Source organism: Oribacterium sinus (assembly GCF_963553175.1).
Classification (GTDB): Bacteria; Bacillota; Clostridia; order Lachnospirales; family Lachnospiraceae; genus Oribacterium; species Oribacterium sinus_B.
The window spans coordinates 50,240-65,712 of sequence record NZ_CAUVME010000007.1; the positions used below are offsets into that span (position 1 = coordinate 50,240).

Below are 15,473 nucleotides of genomic sequence, written 5' to 3' on the forward strand. Positions count from 1 at the left end.
GTCTGCCAGAGAAGGAACTCTGACAGACCTTTTTCGTACATTTCTTTCAGAAAATGCGGTTTATCTATAGAAGCGTCTGCCTCTTAGGCTTCGGTGTGTCCTTCCTCTTTGCCCTCATTTTCCTCTGTTCCTTCTTTCAGCTCTGAAGAATTTTCCGGATTCTCTCCTCTTCCTTCCTTTTCCTTTACTTCGGCAAAGATCTTCATAAACTCTTTTCCGGTAATGGTTTCCTTCTCAATCAGGAACTTTGCAATCTCATCCAGAGCATAACGATTTTCCAACAAAATATTCTTGGACTCTTCGTAGCACTCCTTCAAAATGCGTGCCACTTCCCGGTCCACCTCTGTAGCGGTATCGTCTCCGCACTCTAAGACAGCCCGACCTCCCAGGTACATATTTTCCTGTCTGGCAAGTCCCATTAACCCGAACTTCTCGGACATACCGTACTGGGTTACCATCGCTCTGGCAATCTTCGTCGCCTTCTCAATATCATTGCTGGCTCCGGTGGTTACAGTTTCAAAAACGATCTCCTCCGCCGCTCTGCCTGCCAGGCATTCCACCATCATGGAATGAAGCTCTGCCTTGGTATTCAGATATTTTTCTTCCTCAGGTACCTGCATAACGTATCCTAAGGCTCCCATGGTTCTTGGGACAATGGTAATTTTCTGTACCGGCTCGGAGTTCTTCTGCACTGCCGCCACAAGGGCATGCCCTACCTCGTGGTAAGAAACAATCTTTCTCTCCTGCTGGGAAAGGATACGATCCTTCTTTTCCTTACCCACCAAAACCACTTCCACCGCCTCAAACAAGTCCTTCTGGCTAACCTTTTCTCTACCATTTTTTACCGCAGTGATGGCGGATTCGTTCATCATGTTGGCAAGATCCGCTCCCACCGCACCGCTGGTGGCCAAGGCGATTTCGTCAAAGTCCACGCTGTCGTCCAGCTTGATGTCCTTGGCATGCACCTTTAAGATGTTGACTCTTCCCTTCAAATCAGGCTTTTCCACAATGACACGGCGGTCAAAACGTCCCGGACGAAGCAAAGCCGGATCCAGGATTTCCGGACGGTTGGTGGCCCCCATGACCATGATTCCCTTCCCTGCATCAAAGCCATCCATTTCAGAAAGGAGCTGATTCAGAGTCTGTTCTCTTTCATCATTGCCCCCGTAACGGGTATCTCTGGTCTTACCGATGGCATCAATCTCATCAATGAATATGATGCAAGGCGCAGTCTGGTTTGCCTGTCGGAACAAATCTCTTACACGACTGGCTCCCACACCAACGAACATCTCCACAAAGTCTGAACCGGAAAGAGAGTAGAAGGGCACATTGGCCTCTCCTGCCACAGCCTTGGCCAGCAGGGTTTTTCCGGTTCCCGGAGGCCCTACCAAAAGGGCTCCCTTAGGAAGCTTTGCACCGATAGAAGTATACTTTGTGGGATTATGTAGGAAGTCTACGATTTCCACAAGGCTTTCCTTTGCCTCATCCTCACCTGCTACATCCTTAAAGCTAATGCCGGTGTCCTTCTGCATATACATCTTCGCCTTGGACTTGCCTACCCCGGAGAATCCTCCACCGGAGGCTCCCATTTTCTTCACCATGGTGTTCATCAGAAGAATCAGGAAAACAAAGGGCAGTACAATACTGACAATAATCTGCATCAGAAAGGCGGAATTATCCGGTCTCTTTCTGTAAATCTCCACGTTATGTCTATAGAGACGCTCCACCAAAGATGCCGCATCCGCGTTGACCGGCACAACATAATAGACTCTGCTTTCTCCCTGAGTCAGTCCGGAAGAGCTGTCGGATCCTGCATTATTTCTTCTTTTCAAATGATTCTTTAAAATCATCCCCAGGATAGTTTCCCAAGAAGTCCTATCGGAAATATCCTCCTTAAAATAAACCTCTTCCGATTTTAAACCGTTCTCTTTGAGACCTTCCTTATTATTCTTAGAGGAATCCTGCGACAAGGAGGAATTCTGTTCAGAGAAAGAAGTTTCTTCCTTTGACGTATCAAAGTTCAAGGCCTTTCCTTCTTCATCATCCCTGGCAATGCCTTCCTTCTCCTCTTTACTTGGATTTTCCTTCGGCTGCTCTGTCTTCACTCTGCTCTTGGGATAAACCGTAATCTGTCCGTCTCCCCACTCTACCTTGGCCACCAAATCCTGATCCACCATAGAAAGAAAACGACTATAGCTTAATTCCTGAGACATGCCCTTGGTCATAAAACGCTGGGCTACCGTATATATAAAGAAGGTTACTGTTGCCGCTATTAAAACGATGAGAACCGTCTGCCCCCAGTTAGAGAAGCCTCCATTCTCACCGCCTTTAAAATCATTATTATTATCCATTCCACTCTCCTTATTCTCATGGCTTACGCCGTTATATCATTATACGGAGAGCCCCCACATAAAGCAAGGCAAATCGGCGTCGCTACAAGCTTTTTCCGTTTTGCCTATTTTTTAAAGATATTCTATTATTTTTTTGTCAAACAAGGTTCCAAGAACTTTACAGCTGAGCCACTACAAAATCCCCCATTTCCGAACAGGACAAAAGCTTTTCCCCTTCTTTTCCGGAGAAGATATCCTTGGTTCTGCCCCCCAGCGCCAAGACCTTTTCCACTGCATTTTCCACTCTGGCCGCCGCTTTCTTCTCTCCTAGAGAAATTTCCAGCAGCATAGCTGCGGATAGAATGGTAGCTAAGGGATTGGCGATATTCTGTCCGGCAATATCCGGAGCGGAGCCGCCGCTGGGCTCGTAAAGCCCAAAGGCATTTTCCCCTAAGGAAGCAGAGGGAAGCATGCCCAAAGAGCCGGCAATCTCCGCCATCTCATCGGAAAGAATGTCTCCGAACATGTTTTCGGTAACAATCACGGAGAAGTTTCTCGGATTTCGAACCAGCTCCATGGCAGTGGAATCCACTAAGGCATGACGAAGTTCCACATCCTTCTCTTCCTCTCCCAGCTTTGTAAAAATCTTTCTCCAAAGTCTGGAGCTGTCCAAAACATTAGCCTTATCCACGGAGCAAAGCCTTCCGCCTCTTGCCTTTGCCAGGGAAAATGCAATACGCCCGATTCTTTCGATTTCATGAGCTCGATAAATCAGCTCGTCTCTGGCCACCTCTTCCCCATTTTCCTCGGTAATGGAGCGCTTTCCGAAGTACAAGCCCCCGGTAAGCTCTCGAATCATCATAATGTCAAAGCCATCTCCAATGATTTCTTCCTTCAAAGGACAGGCATCCCGAAGCTCCTTGTAAAGCTTGGCAGGACGAAGATTACAAAAAAGGCCAAGTTGCTTCCGAAGAGAAAGAAGACCCGCCTCCGGCCGCTTTTCCACCGGCAAAGAATACCAGGGGGAAACGCCTACCTTTCCCCCAATGCTTCCCATCAGCACTGCTTGGGAAGCTTTGCAGGCCTCTAAAGTATCCTCCGGCAGAGGCTCTCCGTACAAATCAATGGCTGCACCGCCAAAGGCTTTTTCCGTGAACTTAAGGCTAAAGCCCTCCAGCTCCGCTACCTTTTCCAATACCTTTCTGGCCTCTCCTACAATCTCCGGTCCGATTCCGTCTCCCGGCAATGCGCAAATGGAATACTGCATTTTCGCTCCTTTCTCTTCTAACACATTTTCACTGTTGAATGCATGCTCTTCTAAGAAACAAGGCTCTCCGGCTGTTATATACTTGCTCTCCTAAGATGCGAGACTCTATAGCCATTAACTCTTGCATTATATTCTCCTCTATTCTACTGTAAATTTCTTTTTTAACATATATGAATTTGCTATACTAGAAATAACGTGCTGTTTCAGGCTTACAAACAGCTTGTGTTGTGAAAGCAGCTTCATAACGATGCATTATAAAAATGTTTCAAAGATGCTTTATGGATATAGGGCTATAGCTTAGAAAGAGGAATTTATGGACAGATCACAGCTTACAGGAGAATTTAAACTGCATTCGGATTATGCCCCCATGGGGGACCAGCCTGCTGCCATTGAAAAACTGGTGAAGGGCTTGCAGGAGGGAAACCAGTTTGAAACCCTGTTGGGCGTCACCGGCTCCGGAAAAACCTTTACCATGGCCAATGTAATTCAACAAATCCAAAAGCCCACCCTCATCATTTCCCATAACAAGACTCTGGCGGCACAGCTCTACTCCGAGATGAAGGAATTTTTCCCGGAAAATGCGGTAGAATACTTCGTTTCCTACTACGACTACTACCAGCCGGAGGCCTATGTTCCCAGTACCGACACCTATATCGAAAAAGACTCGGACATCAACGAAGAAATCGATAAGCTTCGAAACTCCGCCATGGCAGCCCTTTCCGAGCGAAAGGATGTGGTGGTGGTGGCTTCCGTTTCCTGCATTTACGGCTTGGGCGCCCCCACGGAGTATTTAAACATGGCCATTTCCCTCCGTCCCGGACAAATGCGGGATAGAGATGAATTGATTAAAAATCTGGTGGAAATTCAGTACAACCGAAACGATATGGATTTTCGCCGGGGAACCTTCCGGGTAAAGGGGGACATTGTAGACATTTTCCCCGCGTCCGAAGGAGAGCAGGCCTATCGCATCCAGTTCTTCGGAGATGAAATCGAGGAAATCCAGCTGATTGATGCCCTCACCGGGAAGGGCAAGGCAAAGCTTGAGCACTGCATGGTGTTCCCTGCCACCCCCTACGTTATTCCTATGGAGAAAATGAAGATTGCCTGCAAAAACATTTTGGAAGAGCTGGACGAACGGGTGGCCTATTTCAAAAGTGAAGAAAAACTTTTGGAGGCCCAGCGTATTTCCGAACGAACCAACTTTGATGTGGAAATGATTCGGGAAACCGGTGTATGCTCCGGCATCGAGAACTACACCAGACACTTAAACTTTGCCCAGCCCGGAGAGCCTCCCTACACCCTAATGGACTACTTTCCGGAGGATTACCTGATTATTGTAGACGAGAGCCATATCAGCCTGCCCCAGATTCGGGGAATGTATAATGGAAACCTATCCCGAAAAACCACTCTGGTGGACTTCGGATTCCGTCTTCCCTCTGCTCTGGATAATAGACCTTTAAATTTCAGCGAATTTGAAGGAAAAATCAACCAAATGCTCTTCGTTTCCGCAACTCCCGGAGAGTACGAGGCGGAACACGAAATTCTTCGTGCTGAGCAGATTATCCGTCCTACAGGACTTTTGGATCCGGAAATCGTGGTGCGCCCCACTAAGGGACAGATTGATGACTTGCTTTCCGAAATCCATAAGGAGACCGACAAGGGCAATAAGATTCTGGTAACAACTCTTACCAAGAAAATGGCAGAAGACCTTACCAAATATTTGCAGGAAGCAAAGGTAAGAGTTAAGTATCTCCACTCCGATATTGATACTTTGGAAAGAGCCGCCATTATCCGAGATATGCGTCTGGATAAGTTTGATGTTTTGGTGGGCATTAACCTGCTTCGAGAGGGACTGGATATTCCGGAAATTACACTGGTGGCCATTTTGGATGCGGATAAGGAAGGCTTCCTTCGTTCCGAAACCTCTTTGATTCAAACCGTTGGTCGTGCCGCTCGAAATTCCGAAGGCCACGTTATCATGTATGCGGATACCATTACCGACTCCATGAGGCGTACCATTGACGAAACCAAGAGAAGACGTTCGATTCAGGAGGAATACAACAAAGCCCATGGCATCACCCCCACCACCATCAAGAAGGCGGTTCGAGATTTGATTGCCATCTCCAAGGTACTTCGAGATGATGAGAAGGGCTTCCAAAAGGATGTGGAATCCATGTCTAAGGTAGAGATTGAAAAGATGATTCGTGAGTTTAGTAAGAAAATGCGGGCAGCCGCTGCAGAGTTAAACTTCGAAGATGCCGCACTATATCGTGACAAGATTCAAGAGCTTCGGGACAGTTTAGAGAAAAACGGATAAGATAGTTTCAAAGGATAATAGGTCTGAAATCGGAGTATTCTCTCCCCTATTTCAGACCTATTTTTTATAAAGACATGAATCATATCAAACTATTACGATTATGGGAACTATAGCTTTGGACAGCCTATTCCTCTGACCGCTTCCTTTAATTTCTATCTTTGATAGCCACGGTGGTTTTTTCCAGAATCTGATTACAATACTCGTAATGTCTCCGATAATACTCGGTGTACATTATGTCTACCAAGAAGAGCTGACTGATTTCTGCGGAGGTGGAGCCCTTCTGCAGAGAACCCACATTGGCTCCGCAAAGCAATAAAATATCCGTATAATCCGTAAGCTCCGACTTCTGGAAACGGGTGATGGATACCACAGTGGCTCCGGACTCCTTCGCCAGCTTTGCGATCTCCACGATGTCTCTGGTCGCACCGGAATAGGAGAAAATCACGGCCACATCTCCTCTTTCCATGGTTGCTGCACTCATCAGCTGCTGACTTACCATCTCCGAACAATAAACCTTCGGCTCAATACGATGGAACTTATTCATCGCCTTCATCGCGGTCAGCATGGAAGCGCCAACACCGAAGAACAGAATCCGTTTTGCCTTGGAAAGGGCATTCATAGCCTCCGTAACCTTGTTAAAGTCCAAAAGAGAATGAGTCTCCTTAATGGAATCTATGGTTTCTTCCAAAACCTTTCCGGCAAGCTCCGCAATATTGTTATCCTGTAAAGAAACATTGCCTCCATCTCCCTCCTTGCTTTCCTTTCCATTTCCACGCATGGACAGAGAAAGAGTCATCTTAAATTCCTGGTAGCCCTTCACATTCATAGTTTTACAAAAACGGAAAACAGAAGTATCCCCCACCTTACAGGTTTCCGCCAAATCCGAAATAGACATAAACAGAACCTGATCGGGATTTTGTAAAATATAGTCCGCTACCTTCTTCTCTGCTTTGGTAAATTGGTTGTAAGCAGAGCGTATTTTCGTCAAAAAATCTTCCTGCATAGACTCACCCCTTCTGAAATTGTACAATATGATTATTATAGCAAATGGGAAATTTTTTTCAATAAGCAGTGGGTAAATGAATAGAAATTTTTTCTTTTTTCTTTTATCGAGGCAATTTAAAATTTTTAACAGTGAAGTTTCTCCGCTATTCCCTTGAATTTTTTAGCGGAATGTTCTATACTTTTGAGGTTATCACCTTTGTTATAGACTGATTTCAGCTCTGTAGCTTTGGCTAATAATTGCCCCCGTAGCTTAATGGATAGAGCGCTGGCCTCCGACGCCAGTAGTGGCGGTTCGAGTCCGTTCGGGAGCATAAGAAAAAGGAGCTGTAAAAAATCAAAAAATTTTTTTGATTTTTTACAGCTCCTTCTTTGTACCTTTAATTGTTGTAATATACAACACATTTCCTATTCTCTTATAAACGGAGGTATGTTTTATGGCTATCATGAAAACAGCTAGTGAAAATGTAAGAACAGAGGCAAAGTCCATCCCCATTCAAGAAGAAATGTCGAATGATGCCTTCCATACCATGATGACTACAGGCTATTCTCAAGCATTAAAGGATGATTCACAGCCCATGGATGAAGTATTTAAAGAGTTGGAAGAGGGCTTATCATGACTACGTATCAAGAAGTCAACGCATCAGGCGAAAAAATAGCAAAGCTACTGTGAAAATCTAATTAATGAAGAAATTTTCGGCAATATAGGTCTGAATTAGGGGTAGTCTGAGCCCGTCGGTACTTGCGAAAAACAAGTAAAACGCAGTTTTTCGCTTAGTATCCGATACGCGGCGAAGCTAGCGAGAGCGTGCCCCGGTTCAGACCTATATTGCATAGAAAATTATTTTGATTTTTTACTTTCTTCCAAAAATCAGATAAATCCATAGTAGCAGCGCCACCGGCATCAAGATTAGGAATCTTGGCTTTCTGGTCTTATGCCTGCAAAGATACATTCCCAGAATTCCTCCTAAGGCGCCACCCAAGAAGGCCTGTCCCAATAAGACTTTTTCCGGTACTCTCCATCCTTTTTGTATGGCCTGCCACTTGTCATAGGCAAAGCTTAGAAAACAAAGGATATTGATGCCCAAAAGATAGAGCAATAAGCCCTTCCCTCCAAGCTCCAAAATTGATTGCAACAATTCTTTTTCCATATTTTTCCCCTATACTAAATCCATACTTTACGCTAGATACTAAAAAAGAACTGTAAAAATCAAAAGCTATAAGATGCTTTCTTAGCAATATAAGTCTGAATATGGGGTAGTCTGAGCCCGTCGGTACTTGCGAAAAACAAGTAAAACGTAGTTTTTCGCTTAGTATCCGATACGAGGCGAAGCTAGCGAGAGCGGCCCCGGTTCAGACCTTATATTGCGTAGAAAGATATTTTGATTTCTACAATTCTTTTATATTTTCAATTCTTTATCTTCCCGGAAAACGGAAGTTTGGAATAAGCTGGTCCCAAGAATCGATGCCGATAATGGCTCTGGCAAAGTCTGCCGTTCCCTCTGTTGCACTGGCATCATCAATATACTTAAAGACGCTGTGTGCCTTCTTGTGTACCAACTGATGGTTCACGATACTGGAAAGTCCAAAAGCCAGTCCATGCTTTACCTCATCGTCAGAATCCTCCTGACGACTCATGAGATACGCGGAAATATATGGATTGTTATCTACAATATAGTAGGAATAAGCTACTGCTGCAGCCTGCTCATCCGACTTATCCTGTCCCTTTTGAATGCTGGTGAAGCCTTCCTCGGTAAGGAAAATCTTTCGAACCTCTCCCTTTTTATTCTTCATGCTGTCTAACTGCATAAAGTCGGTAATCACATGAAGATTCTTAAAGTTGATAATGGGAGAATCAATGGTATCGTTAACCTTTCCGGTCTTATCATCATCCCAGAATGCCGGGGAGGAAATAGGATATGGATAGGGGTGCAATGCCAGACCGAAGTCCATATGTCCCTCCAGATTGTCAAAATGATGGAAGGCCAATACCACATCCTTTCCCTTATATTTGCCTACAGGAGCCGCCTCAGGGAACATGTTCCAGTAGTGATCTAAAGAGAACATAATGTTGTCGTTGGCAGAAACGGACTTCATCGCGGTATAAAATACACGGAAGGCACGCTGGAATTTCTTGGTATAGGTGGAAACATCATAGTCTCCCTCATAGTTCCAATACTGGTTGTCAATCTCATTTCCCACTACCCAGTTGGTAATTTTTCCGTGACCGTTCTGACCGTTATAACGCTTTGCCAAGAAAGAAGCCATAGCCTTTACCGCTCTAAAGCCCTGCTCGGACTCTACGTTAAAGCCATAGTAAACCGCCTGCTCCTTGGGAAGCTCCTTAACGCCGATGGGATTTAACTCCGGTACAGTATTGTTCCATGCGTTAAGCAAAATGGCTGTGACCGCTACTCCGGAATCACTAAGGCGCTTCACCTCTCCATCCAGCTGATCAATCAACTCTTTATTAATCTGGAAGGTCTTTCCCTCATAGGAATAGGAAATTCCCTGACCGAAGAAACGCTGGGTAGGAATATCTACGCCCGCATGCTTAATGTTCAGACTCAGTGCGTCATCTAAGATATTAGGGTCTACACGAAGTCCCTTCTTTCCGGGATTTAACGCAGGACTTTGGTTCTCCGCAACCACCTCGGGATTCTCGATATATCTTCTATCCGCAATCATTTCATAGCGGCTTCCCACCTTTACAGCCGGCACAAAGGCGCTGTAAAGACGAAGCTCTCCGGGACCTGCGTATAAGGGGAAGTTAAACTTCTGGTTTTCCCCAAGGCTTCCCTTGGCAATAAAATCGGTACGACCGCCAAGGTCTGTCTGATAAGGCTTGATTTCGAAAATGTAAACCGATCCGTCGGTACCGCTACTGTCTCCTGTTGCATCCATTTGCAACTGAATCTCCTGCCTGTTGTCCGTAATCTCCACGTCCTTTACCTTCGCCGAAAGATTATAAGCGAAAGCTCCCGTGGAAAAAAGCGCCGTAAATGCCATGCTTAACATAAACATGGCTACATTCTTTGTTTTTCCTTGTAAAGCCATTTTCCTCTCCTTGAACTGACATACTTGCTTTGTGCTTTGTTGCATTGCATACCCCTATGTTCACCCAGTTCCACTGTATATCTCTTCGTTACATACCCTGATACACCGACTCCGGATGCCTATATGCCTGCTTTGCACCGCTGCAAATATCCTTGACTATCTTTTGGCTTATTCTTTAAGAATTATAGCCTTTGACCTGTCCAACTATACTCAGTTCTTTACAAAAAAGCCATAGAAAATTTCTTACAAGTTCTTACATTACAGCTTCGCTTTAGGAGGAAAGCTTCATATCCCCCTCTTTGATCCACTTCATTTTCCGGCAAAAAGCAGAACAAAGCAAAGAAAATATTGCCGGAAGAATAAAGCATAAAAGCAAAAGAGAAAGCCAATCACTTACAGTTACCGCTGTCTTACTCCCCTCTTCTATACCCTTAAGCCAGCCGGTGTAAACGCCGATAGGGCCAACCAAACCGCAGGTTCCCATACCGGAGGTAACCGCAGGACCGTTATTTTCAAAATGAAAGAGACAGGTAGCCAGAGGCCCTGTAATCATGGAGGCAAATGTAGCCGGAATCCAAATCCGGGGATTTTTTACAATGTTTCCCATTTGCAGCATGGAAGTACCAAGCCCCTGAGAAACCAGACCGGAAACGCCGTTTTCCCGGAAGGAAATCACGGCAAAGCCCACCATCTGGGCACAACAGCCTGCCACCGCAGCACCTCCCGCAAGTCCCGTAAGTCCAAGAGCCGCACAAATCGCCGCAGAGGAAATAGGAAGGGTAAGTGCAATGCCAACCAAGGCGGATACCAAAATTCCCATAAAGAAAGGTTGTAGCTCTGTCGCCCACATAATCAGGCTTCCCACCTGAATCGCCGCTTTTCCGATTATCGGAGCCAAGATTGCCGAAAAAAGCATTCCGGAGCCAATGGTTACAAGAGGCGTCACCAAAATATCCACTTTTGTTTCCTTGGAAACCGCTTTACCGATTTCTGTGGAAAGAATCGCCACAAAAAGTACCGCCAATGGTCCCCCGGCTCCTCCCAGGGCATTGGAGGCAAAGCCCACAGTAATCAATGAAAAAAGTACCAAGGGAGGGGCCTGTAAAGCATAGGCAATAGCCGTTGCCATAGCCGGACCGCTCATAGCGGAAGCCATTGCCCCCACGGTATAATCCACACCGCCAATGGTGGCAACCACTCTGGTTAATGCGGAAATCCCCAGCCTCTGCCCTAGGGTGTTTAAAATTGTTCCGATTAAGAGGGAACAAAACAAGCCCTGAGCCATAGCGGATAAGGCATCAATCCCATAGCGCTTCAGGGAAATCTCAATGTTCTTCCTTTGTAAAAAAGCCTTCATTCTCATTCTCCTAATCTCTTATAAAGCAATGCGTTTTAATACTTCTGCCTATCGTAACAGCTAAAAGTAGTGGGGAGTATTTCTATCCTGTCCTTTCCGGTCACCCCATTGCTTTTTTTATAAAAACTGTATACAAAACATCCCTCTGATTATAGCAAAATGCTCCACTTATTTGTATAAAAATATTTAGTTTTTTGTAAAAGATATTTTATTCAGTACTCTATCCTGTTACGTTATCAAGCACTCTTGTAAAATACTACATCATGCAACACTTTTAAAAAAAGAGACGGTAAAAACCGCCTCTAAACACTTTACCTCTCCTATCTTAACTTACTACTTCCGAAAGAATCTCTCCAATCTTTCCATAGAGCACCAAGTCGCACTCCGTATCCAGTCGCCCCTCCTCTTTATTAATAAGAACCAATTTATTGTTTCCATGATGAGGAAAATATTGAATCAAGCCAGCAGCGGGATACACCGTCAAGGAGGTACCTCCGATAATCAATAAATCTGCATTCTGAATATGGGCAATGCTCTCTGAAAGAATCCGTTCATCCAAGCCTTCCTGATACAAAACCACATCCGGACGTATCATGCTACGACAATGAGGACACAAATGAATGGATGTCGAAAAGTCAATTTCTTCTTCCGGGATTCGATGATGATGCTTCACACAGTAGTAGCGATGAATACTGCCATGAAGCTCATATACCGTTTTGGAACCTGCCATCTGATGCAATCCGTCAATATTTTGTGTAATAATTGCCTTTAGCTTCCCCTGCTCTTCCAATTTTTGTAAGGCATAATGAGCAGGATTCGGCAGAATCCCCGGAATCAAGAGCTTTTCCTTATAAAACTGATAAAACTCTTTAGGTCGTGCCATAAAAAAATCATGAGACAAAATTTCCTCCGGCGGAAAGGCATATTTTTGATGATAGAGCCCATCCACAGAACGAAAGTCCGGAAGACCGCTTTCCGTAGATACGCCTGCACCGCCAAAAAACACGATATAGTTCGCTTTTTGAATTAACTCCTTTAATTCAGCTAATTTCTCTTTCGTATCCAAGTTTGCTCCTTTGTCTTATAGTCCAATCTTTTATCAAGATCTTCGGTAGCTTAAAGCCCGAACTCTTTCAAAAGCTTTTCCCGATATTCTTCATCAAAAGAAACTCTTTTAAGGTCATCCATCCGTCCTGCATTCAGTAACTGACCTACTAAAAGAGCAAGACGATTTTGTCCCTTCTCCAAGCCCTTTTCAAGGCCTTGTTGCAAACCTTGTTCTAGGCCTTGTTCTAATCCCTGTTGTATTCCCTGGGCTAAACCTTTTTCTATACCTTCCTCTACTGCTTTTTTTCTATACTTTTCTAATAAGACGTTCATCTTCTTTTCTCCTTCCTTATCTAAGTTACCTTCCTTTAATGAGGCTACTCTATGAGACAAAACTTTAGACTTAATTTCCTGAGGATTGGCTTCTTTAAGATCTTTAGCCAGCTTTCCTAATGCATTGTCATCTTGTCTTGATGTATTGAAATAGAAGATATGGGAACCGTCCCGAAATAAGCTACCGGACTTTCTGATAACTCTTTCAATCTGGTACAGTTGTTCTCCCTCTCCCAATACATCTTTATCTGTAATAAATATAACATAGCTTTCCGGTAATTTGGAAAACTTTTCTCCCTTCTTTAGGGTATGTGTATCCATAAGTGCGGCATGATAACGAGCCCTTTTAGGAATTGCTCCGGCAGATGAATTTTGTACTTCGATGTTATAAAGCAAGCCTTTTTCATCGGTGCAAAGGCAGTCCAATACCAAAGCTCTTCCATGCAGATTTGGCAGCCTCTTTTGAAGCCTTTGTTCCTTTAACTTTAAGGAAGATTTGCCCAAAATCGTTTGCAGAATATACTCCGTGCAAGCCTGCTCTTCCAGAACTACTTGCATAAAGAGGTCATCCATCAAAGTAAGAGAAGCAATGATTTTTTTCTTTTCTAGAGCATCCATCTTTTTTCTTGTTCTTTTAGAATTAGCTTTTAAACGACCGGATTTTTTAGCATTAGTAGAATTTGTTTTTTTCATAAGTCACCTACGGAAAATTGGAATAATAAAAGTGAATAATGAGTTTATTTAAATTTTCAAATAGATAAATTGAAACAAGGATATAGAGAATCAGACTAAGACTGGGATTAGGATTTAGAATCTTTGAATATACTTGAATCTTATTGCTTACTATCTTACTTCCAGATTGGCAAATCTCCTATACTCCACATTCGGATAATATCCGTATATTGATAATATAAAAGGATAGTTGATGAAATAGCACAGCTCATCCTTCCAATGCCTATCACCACTCTTTGGCATCTTCGATAGCTTAGGAGCACTGCCTGTTCTCACCATTTGGCATATCCTAAAACATAGGAGCACTGCATATCCACATCTTCGCCTATATCGAGAACTAAGGAGCACTGGCCCCCTATATATGCAATGCCCTTGAGTTTGGTACCGCTAGCCGGGGGAAGCTTATCGGGAGCGTGCCTTGGTGATAGTGGGCAGTTAGTACTCCAGAGCTTTATAATTCTTCCATCCTCAAAGTTCTTTTGAATAAGATTGAACCGCCCTACAGCCTTGATTTACAAGAGTATAGAGCGGTTTTTATCAACACATTTTGTTCTAGATACCTATATTTCTACTAGTGGAGGAATCTCCTATACTCCACACAAAGAACAATACTGATGTTTTTTGACACTGAATTAATGAGAAGGTATTTTAAAGTCCAAACTCCTTCAGAAGCTTTTCCCGATAAGCTTCATCGTAAGATACCCTCTTAAGGTCATCCATCCGTCCTGCATTCAGTAAATGCCCCACCAAAAGAGCAAGACGATTTTTCCCCTGCTCCAAGCCCCTTTCAAGGCCTTGTTCTAATCCCTGTTGTATTCCCTGTGCTAAACCTTTTTCTATGCCCTTCTCTATACCTTCCTCTACTGCTTTTTTTCTATACTTTTCTAACAAAACGTTCATCTTCTTTTCTCCCTCCCGATCTAGTTTACCTTCCTTTATTGAGGCTACTCTATGAGACAAAACTTCAGACTGAATTTCTTTGGGATTAGCTTCTTTAAAATCTTTAGCCAGCTTTCCTAATACGTTATCATCTTGCCTTGCCGTATTGAAATAAAGGATATGGGAACCATCTTTAAACAAATTGCCGGATTTCCTGATAACACGTTCAATCTGATATAATTGTTCTCCCTCACCCAATACATCTTTATCTGTAATAAATATAACATAGCTTTCCGGTAATTTGGAAAACTTTTCTCCCTTCTTTAGGGTATGTGTATCCATAAGTGCGGCATGATAACGAGCCCTTTTAGGAATTGCTCCGGCAGATGAATTTTGTACTTCGATGTTATAAAGCAAGCCTTTTTCATCGGTGCAAAGGCAGTCCAATACCAAAGCTCTTCCATGCAGATTTGGCAGCCTCTTTTGAAGCCTTTGTTCCTTTAACTTTAAGGAAGATTTGCCCAAAATCGTTTGCAGAATATACTCCGTGCAAGCCTGCTCTTCCAGAACTACTTGCATAAAGAGGTCATCCATCAAAGTAAGAGAAGCAATGATTTTTTTCTTTTCTAGAGCATCCATCTTTTTTCTTGTTCTTTTAGAATTAGCTTTTAAACGACCGGATTTTTTAGCATTAGCATTAGTAGAATTTGTTTTTTTCATAAGACACCTGCAGAAAATCAGAATAATGGAATTGGAATAATAAAATTAAATGAAGAAGAAAATTTAATTTTTGAATAGATAAATTGAGATTGAATATAGAATATCGAAAAGACAAGTTTGGATTAGGATTTAGAGTGAAAATTAGTGATCTTATTATTTTCTATTTTACTACCGCCTCAGGAATTCTCCTATACTCCACATTCGGATAATATTCGTATATTGATAATATAGAAGTGTAGTTGGTTTAAGAGCAATACCCATTCTCACTTATACCTTTATCTAGAGAATAAGAATTATTGCTCGGCTCCGTGCGACAGGGTAATCTGAGCTCTCGGTACTTAATAAAAGTAAGTATAACGAAGCTTGCGTTTAGTACGCTAGTTAGGCAAAGTTAGCGGGAACGTGCCTTGTGGAGAAGAGAAGAGTGGGTAA

General features: G+C 43.5%; 11 protein-coding genes and 1 tRNA gene. 3 read left to right on the forward strand and 9 right to left on the reverse strand.

Annotation, left to right across the window (positions count from 1 at the left end):
- Nucleotides 1–83 precede the first annotated feature (83 nt).
- Together ftsH and leuB are read right to left on the reverse strand one after the other, a co-directional pair.
- Nucleotides 84–2,351 carry an ATP-dependent zinc metalloprotease FtsH gene (ftsH, locus tag RYO92_RS03270; RefSeq protein WP_315369475.1) on the reverse strand — a complete coding sequence of 756 codons (2,268 nt, stop codon included), beginning with the start codon at nucleotides 2,349–2,351 and terminating at the stop codon, nucleotides 84–86.
- Between the two features lie 157 nt (nucleotides 2,352–2,508).
- On the reverse strand, nucleotides 2,509–3,597 hold the full coding sequence (leuB, locus tag RYO92_RS03275) for a 3-isopropylmalate dehydrogenase (RefSeq protein ID WP_315369476.1): 1,089 nt from the start codon (nucleotides 3,595–3,597) through the stop codon (nucleotides 2,509–2,511).
- Between the two features lie 313 nt (nucleotides 3,598–3,910).
- On the opposite strand from leuB, the gene uvrB reads away from it, so the two are divergent.
- Nucleotides 3,911–5,914, forward strand: a complete 2,004-nt coding sequence (gene uvrB, locus RYO92_RS03280; protein ID WP_315369477.1) for an excinuclease ABC subunit UvrB — start codon at nucleotides 3,911–3,913, stop codon at nucleotides 5,912–5,914.
- Nucleotides 5,915–6,059: 145 nt separating this feature from the next.
- Here the strand turns inward: uvrB and RYO92_RS03285 are convergent, their stop codons facing one another.
- Entirely contained in the window at nucleotides 6,060–6,917 is an 858-nt protein-coding gene (locus RYO92_RS03285) for a MurR/RpiR family transcriptional regulator (RefSeq protein WP_007157873.1), read from the reverse strand.
- Between the two features lie 241 nt (nucleotides 6,918–7,158).
- On the opposite strand from RYO92_RS03285, the gene RYO92_RS03290 reads away from it, so the two are divergent.
- Together RYO92_RS03290 and RYO92_RS03295 are read left to right on the forward strand one after the other, a co-directional pair.
- A tRNA-Arg gene (locus RYO92_RS03290) sits at nucleotides 7,159–7,230 on the forward strand.
- Nucleotides 7,231–7,353: 123 nt separating this feature from the next.
- Complete coding sequence (locus RYO92_RS03295) at nucleotides 7,354–7,536, forward strand: hypothetical protein (protein WP_315369478.1); 183 nt, start codon at nucleotides 7,354–7,356, stop codon at nucleotides 7,534–7,536.
- A 234-nt stretch (nucleotides 7,537–7,770) separates the two neighbouring features.
- Here the strand turns inward: RYO92_RS03295 and RYO92_RS03300 are convergent, their stop codons facing one another.
- From RYO92_RS03300 to RYO92_RS03325, 6 genes are all read right to left on the reverse strand, one after another.
- Nucleotides 7,771–8,067 (reverse strand): DUF1294 domain-containing protein, encoded by a 297-nt coding sequence (locus tag RYO92_RS03300; RefSeq protein ID WP_315369479.1) that lies wholly within the window; start codon nucleotides 8,065–8,067, stop codon nucleotides 7,771–7,773.
- Between the two features lie 265 nt (nucleotides 8,068–8,332).
- Nucleotides 8,333–9,973: a DUF5722 domain-containing protein gene (locus tag RYO92_RS03305; protein ID WP_315369480.1), complete on the reverse strand. Its 1,641-nt coding sequence runs from the start codon at nucleotides 9,971–9,973 to the stop codon at nucleotides 8,333–8,335.
- A 271-nt stretch (nucleotides 9,974–10,244) separates the two neighbouring features.
- On the reverse strand, nucleotides 10,245–11,330 hold the full coding sequence (locus RYO92_RS03310; RefSeq protein WP_304070954.1) for a PTS transporter subunit IIC: 1,086 nt from the start codon (nucleotides 11,328–11,330) through the stop codon (nucleotides 10,245–10,247).
- Between the two features lie 325 nt (nucleotides 11,331–11,655).
- Nucleotides 11,656–12,396: an NAD-dependent protein deacylase gene (locus RYO92_RS03315; protein ID WP_315369481.1), complete on the reverse strand. Its 741-nt coding sequence runs from the start codon at nucleotides 12,394–12,396 to the stop codon at nucleotides 11,656–11,658.
- Nucleotides 12,397–12,446: 50 nt separating this feature from the next.
- Nucleotides 12,447–13,403, reverse strand: a complete 957-nt coding sequence (locus RYO92_RS03320; protein WP_315369482.1) for an Rpn family recombination-promoting nuclease/putative transposase — start codon at nucleotides 13,401–13,403, stop codon at nucleotides 12,447–12,449.
- 687 nt (nucleotides 13,404–14,090) lie between these two features.
- Nucleotides 14,091–14,960 (reverse strand): Rpn family recombination-promoting nuclease/putative transposase, encoded by an 870-nt coding sequence (locus tag RYO92_RS03325; RefSeq protein ID WP_315369484.1) that lies wholly within the window; start codon nucleotides 14,958–14,960, stop codon nucleotides 14,091–14,093.
- Nucleotides 14,961–15,473 lie beyond the last annotated feature (513 nt).

Bases quoted from the DNA above. Each gene is read 5' to 3' on its own strand.
- RYO92_RS03325 (WP_315369484.1), bottom strand. From the start codon at position 14,960: ATGGATGCTCTAGAAAAGAAAAAAATCATTGCTTCTCTTACTTTGATG.
- RYO92_RS03305 (WP_315369480.1), bottom strand. From the start codon at position 9,973: ATGGCTTTACAAGGAAAAACAAAGAATGTAGCCATGTTTATGTTAAGC.
- ftsH (WP_315369475.1), bottom strand. From the start codon at position 2,351: ATGGATAATAATAATGATTTTAAAGGCGGTGAGAATGGAGGCTTCTCT.
- RYO92_RS03310 (WP_304070954.1), bottom strand. From the start codon at position 11,330: ATGAAGGCTTTTTTACAAAGGAAGAACATTGAGATTTCCCTGAAGCGC.
- RYO92_RS03285 (WP_007157873.1), bottom strand. From the start codon at position 6,917: ATGCAGGAAGATTTTTTGACGAAAATACGCTCTGCTTACAACCAATTT.
- leuB (WP_315369476.1), bottom strand. From the start codon at position 3,597: ATGCAGTATTCCATTTGCGCATTGCCGGGAGACGGAATCGGACCGGAG.
- RYO92_RS03320 (WP_315369482.1), bottom strand. From the start codon at position 13,403: ATGAAAAAAACAAATTCTACTAATGCTAAAAAATCCGGTCGTTTAAAA.
- uvrB (WP_315369477.1), top strand. From the start codon at position 3,911: ATGGACAGATCACAGCTTACAGGAGAATTTAAACTGCATTCGGATTAT.
- RYO92_RS03295 (WP_315369478.1), top strand. From the start codon at position 7,354: ATGGCTATCATGAAAACAGCTAGTGAAAATGTAAGAACAGAGGCAAAG.
- RYO92_RS03300 (WP_315369479.1), bottom strand. From the start codon at position 8,067: ATGGAAAAAGAATTGTTGCAATCAATTTTGGAGCTTGGAGGGAAGGGC.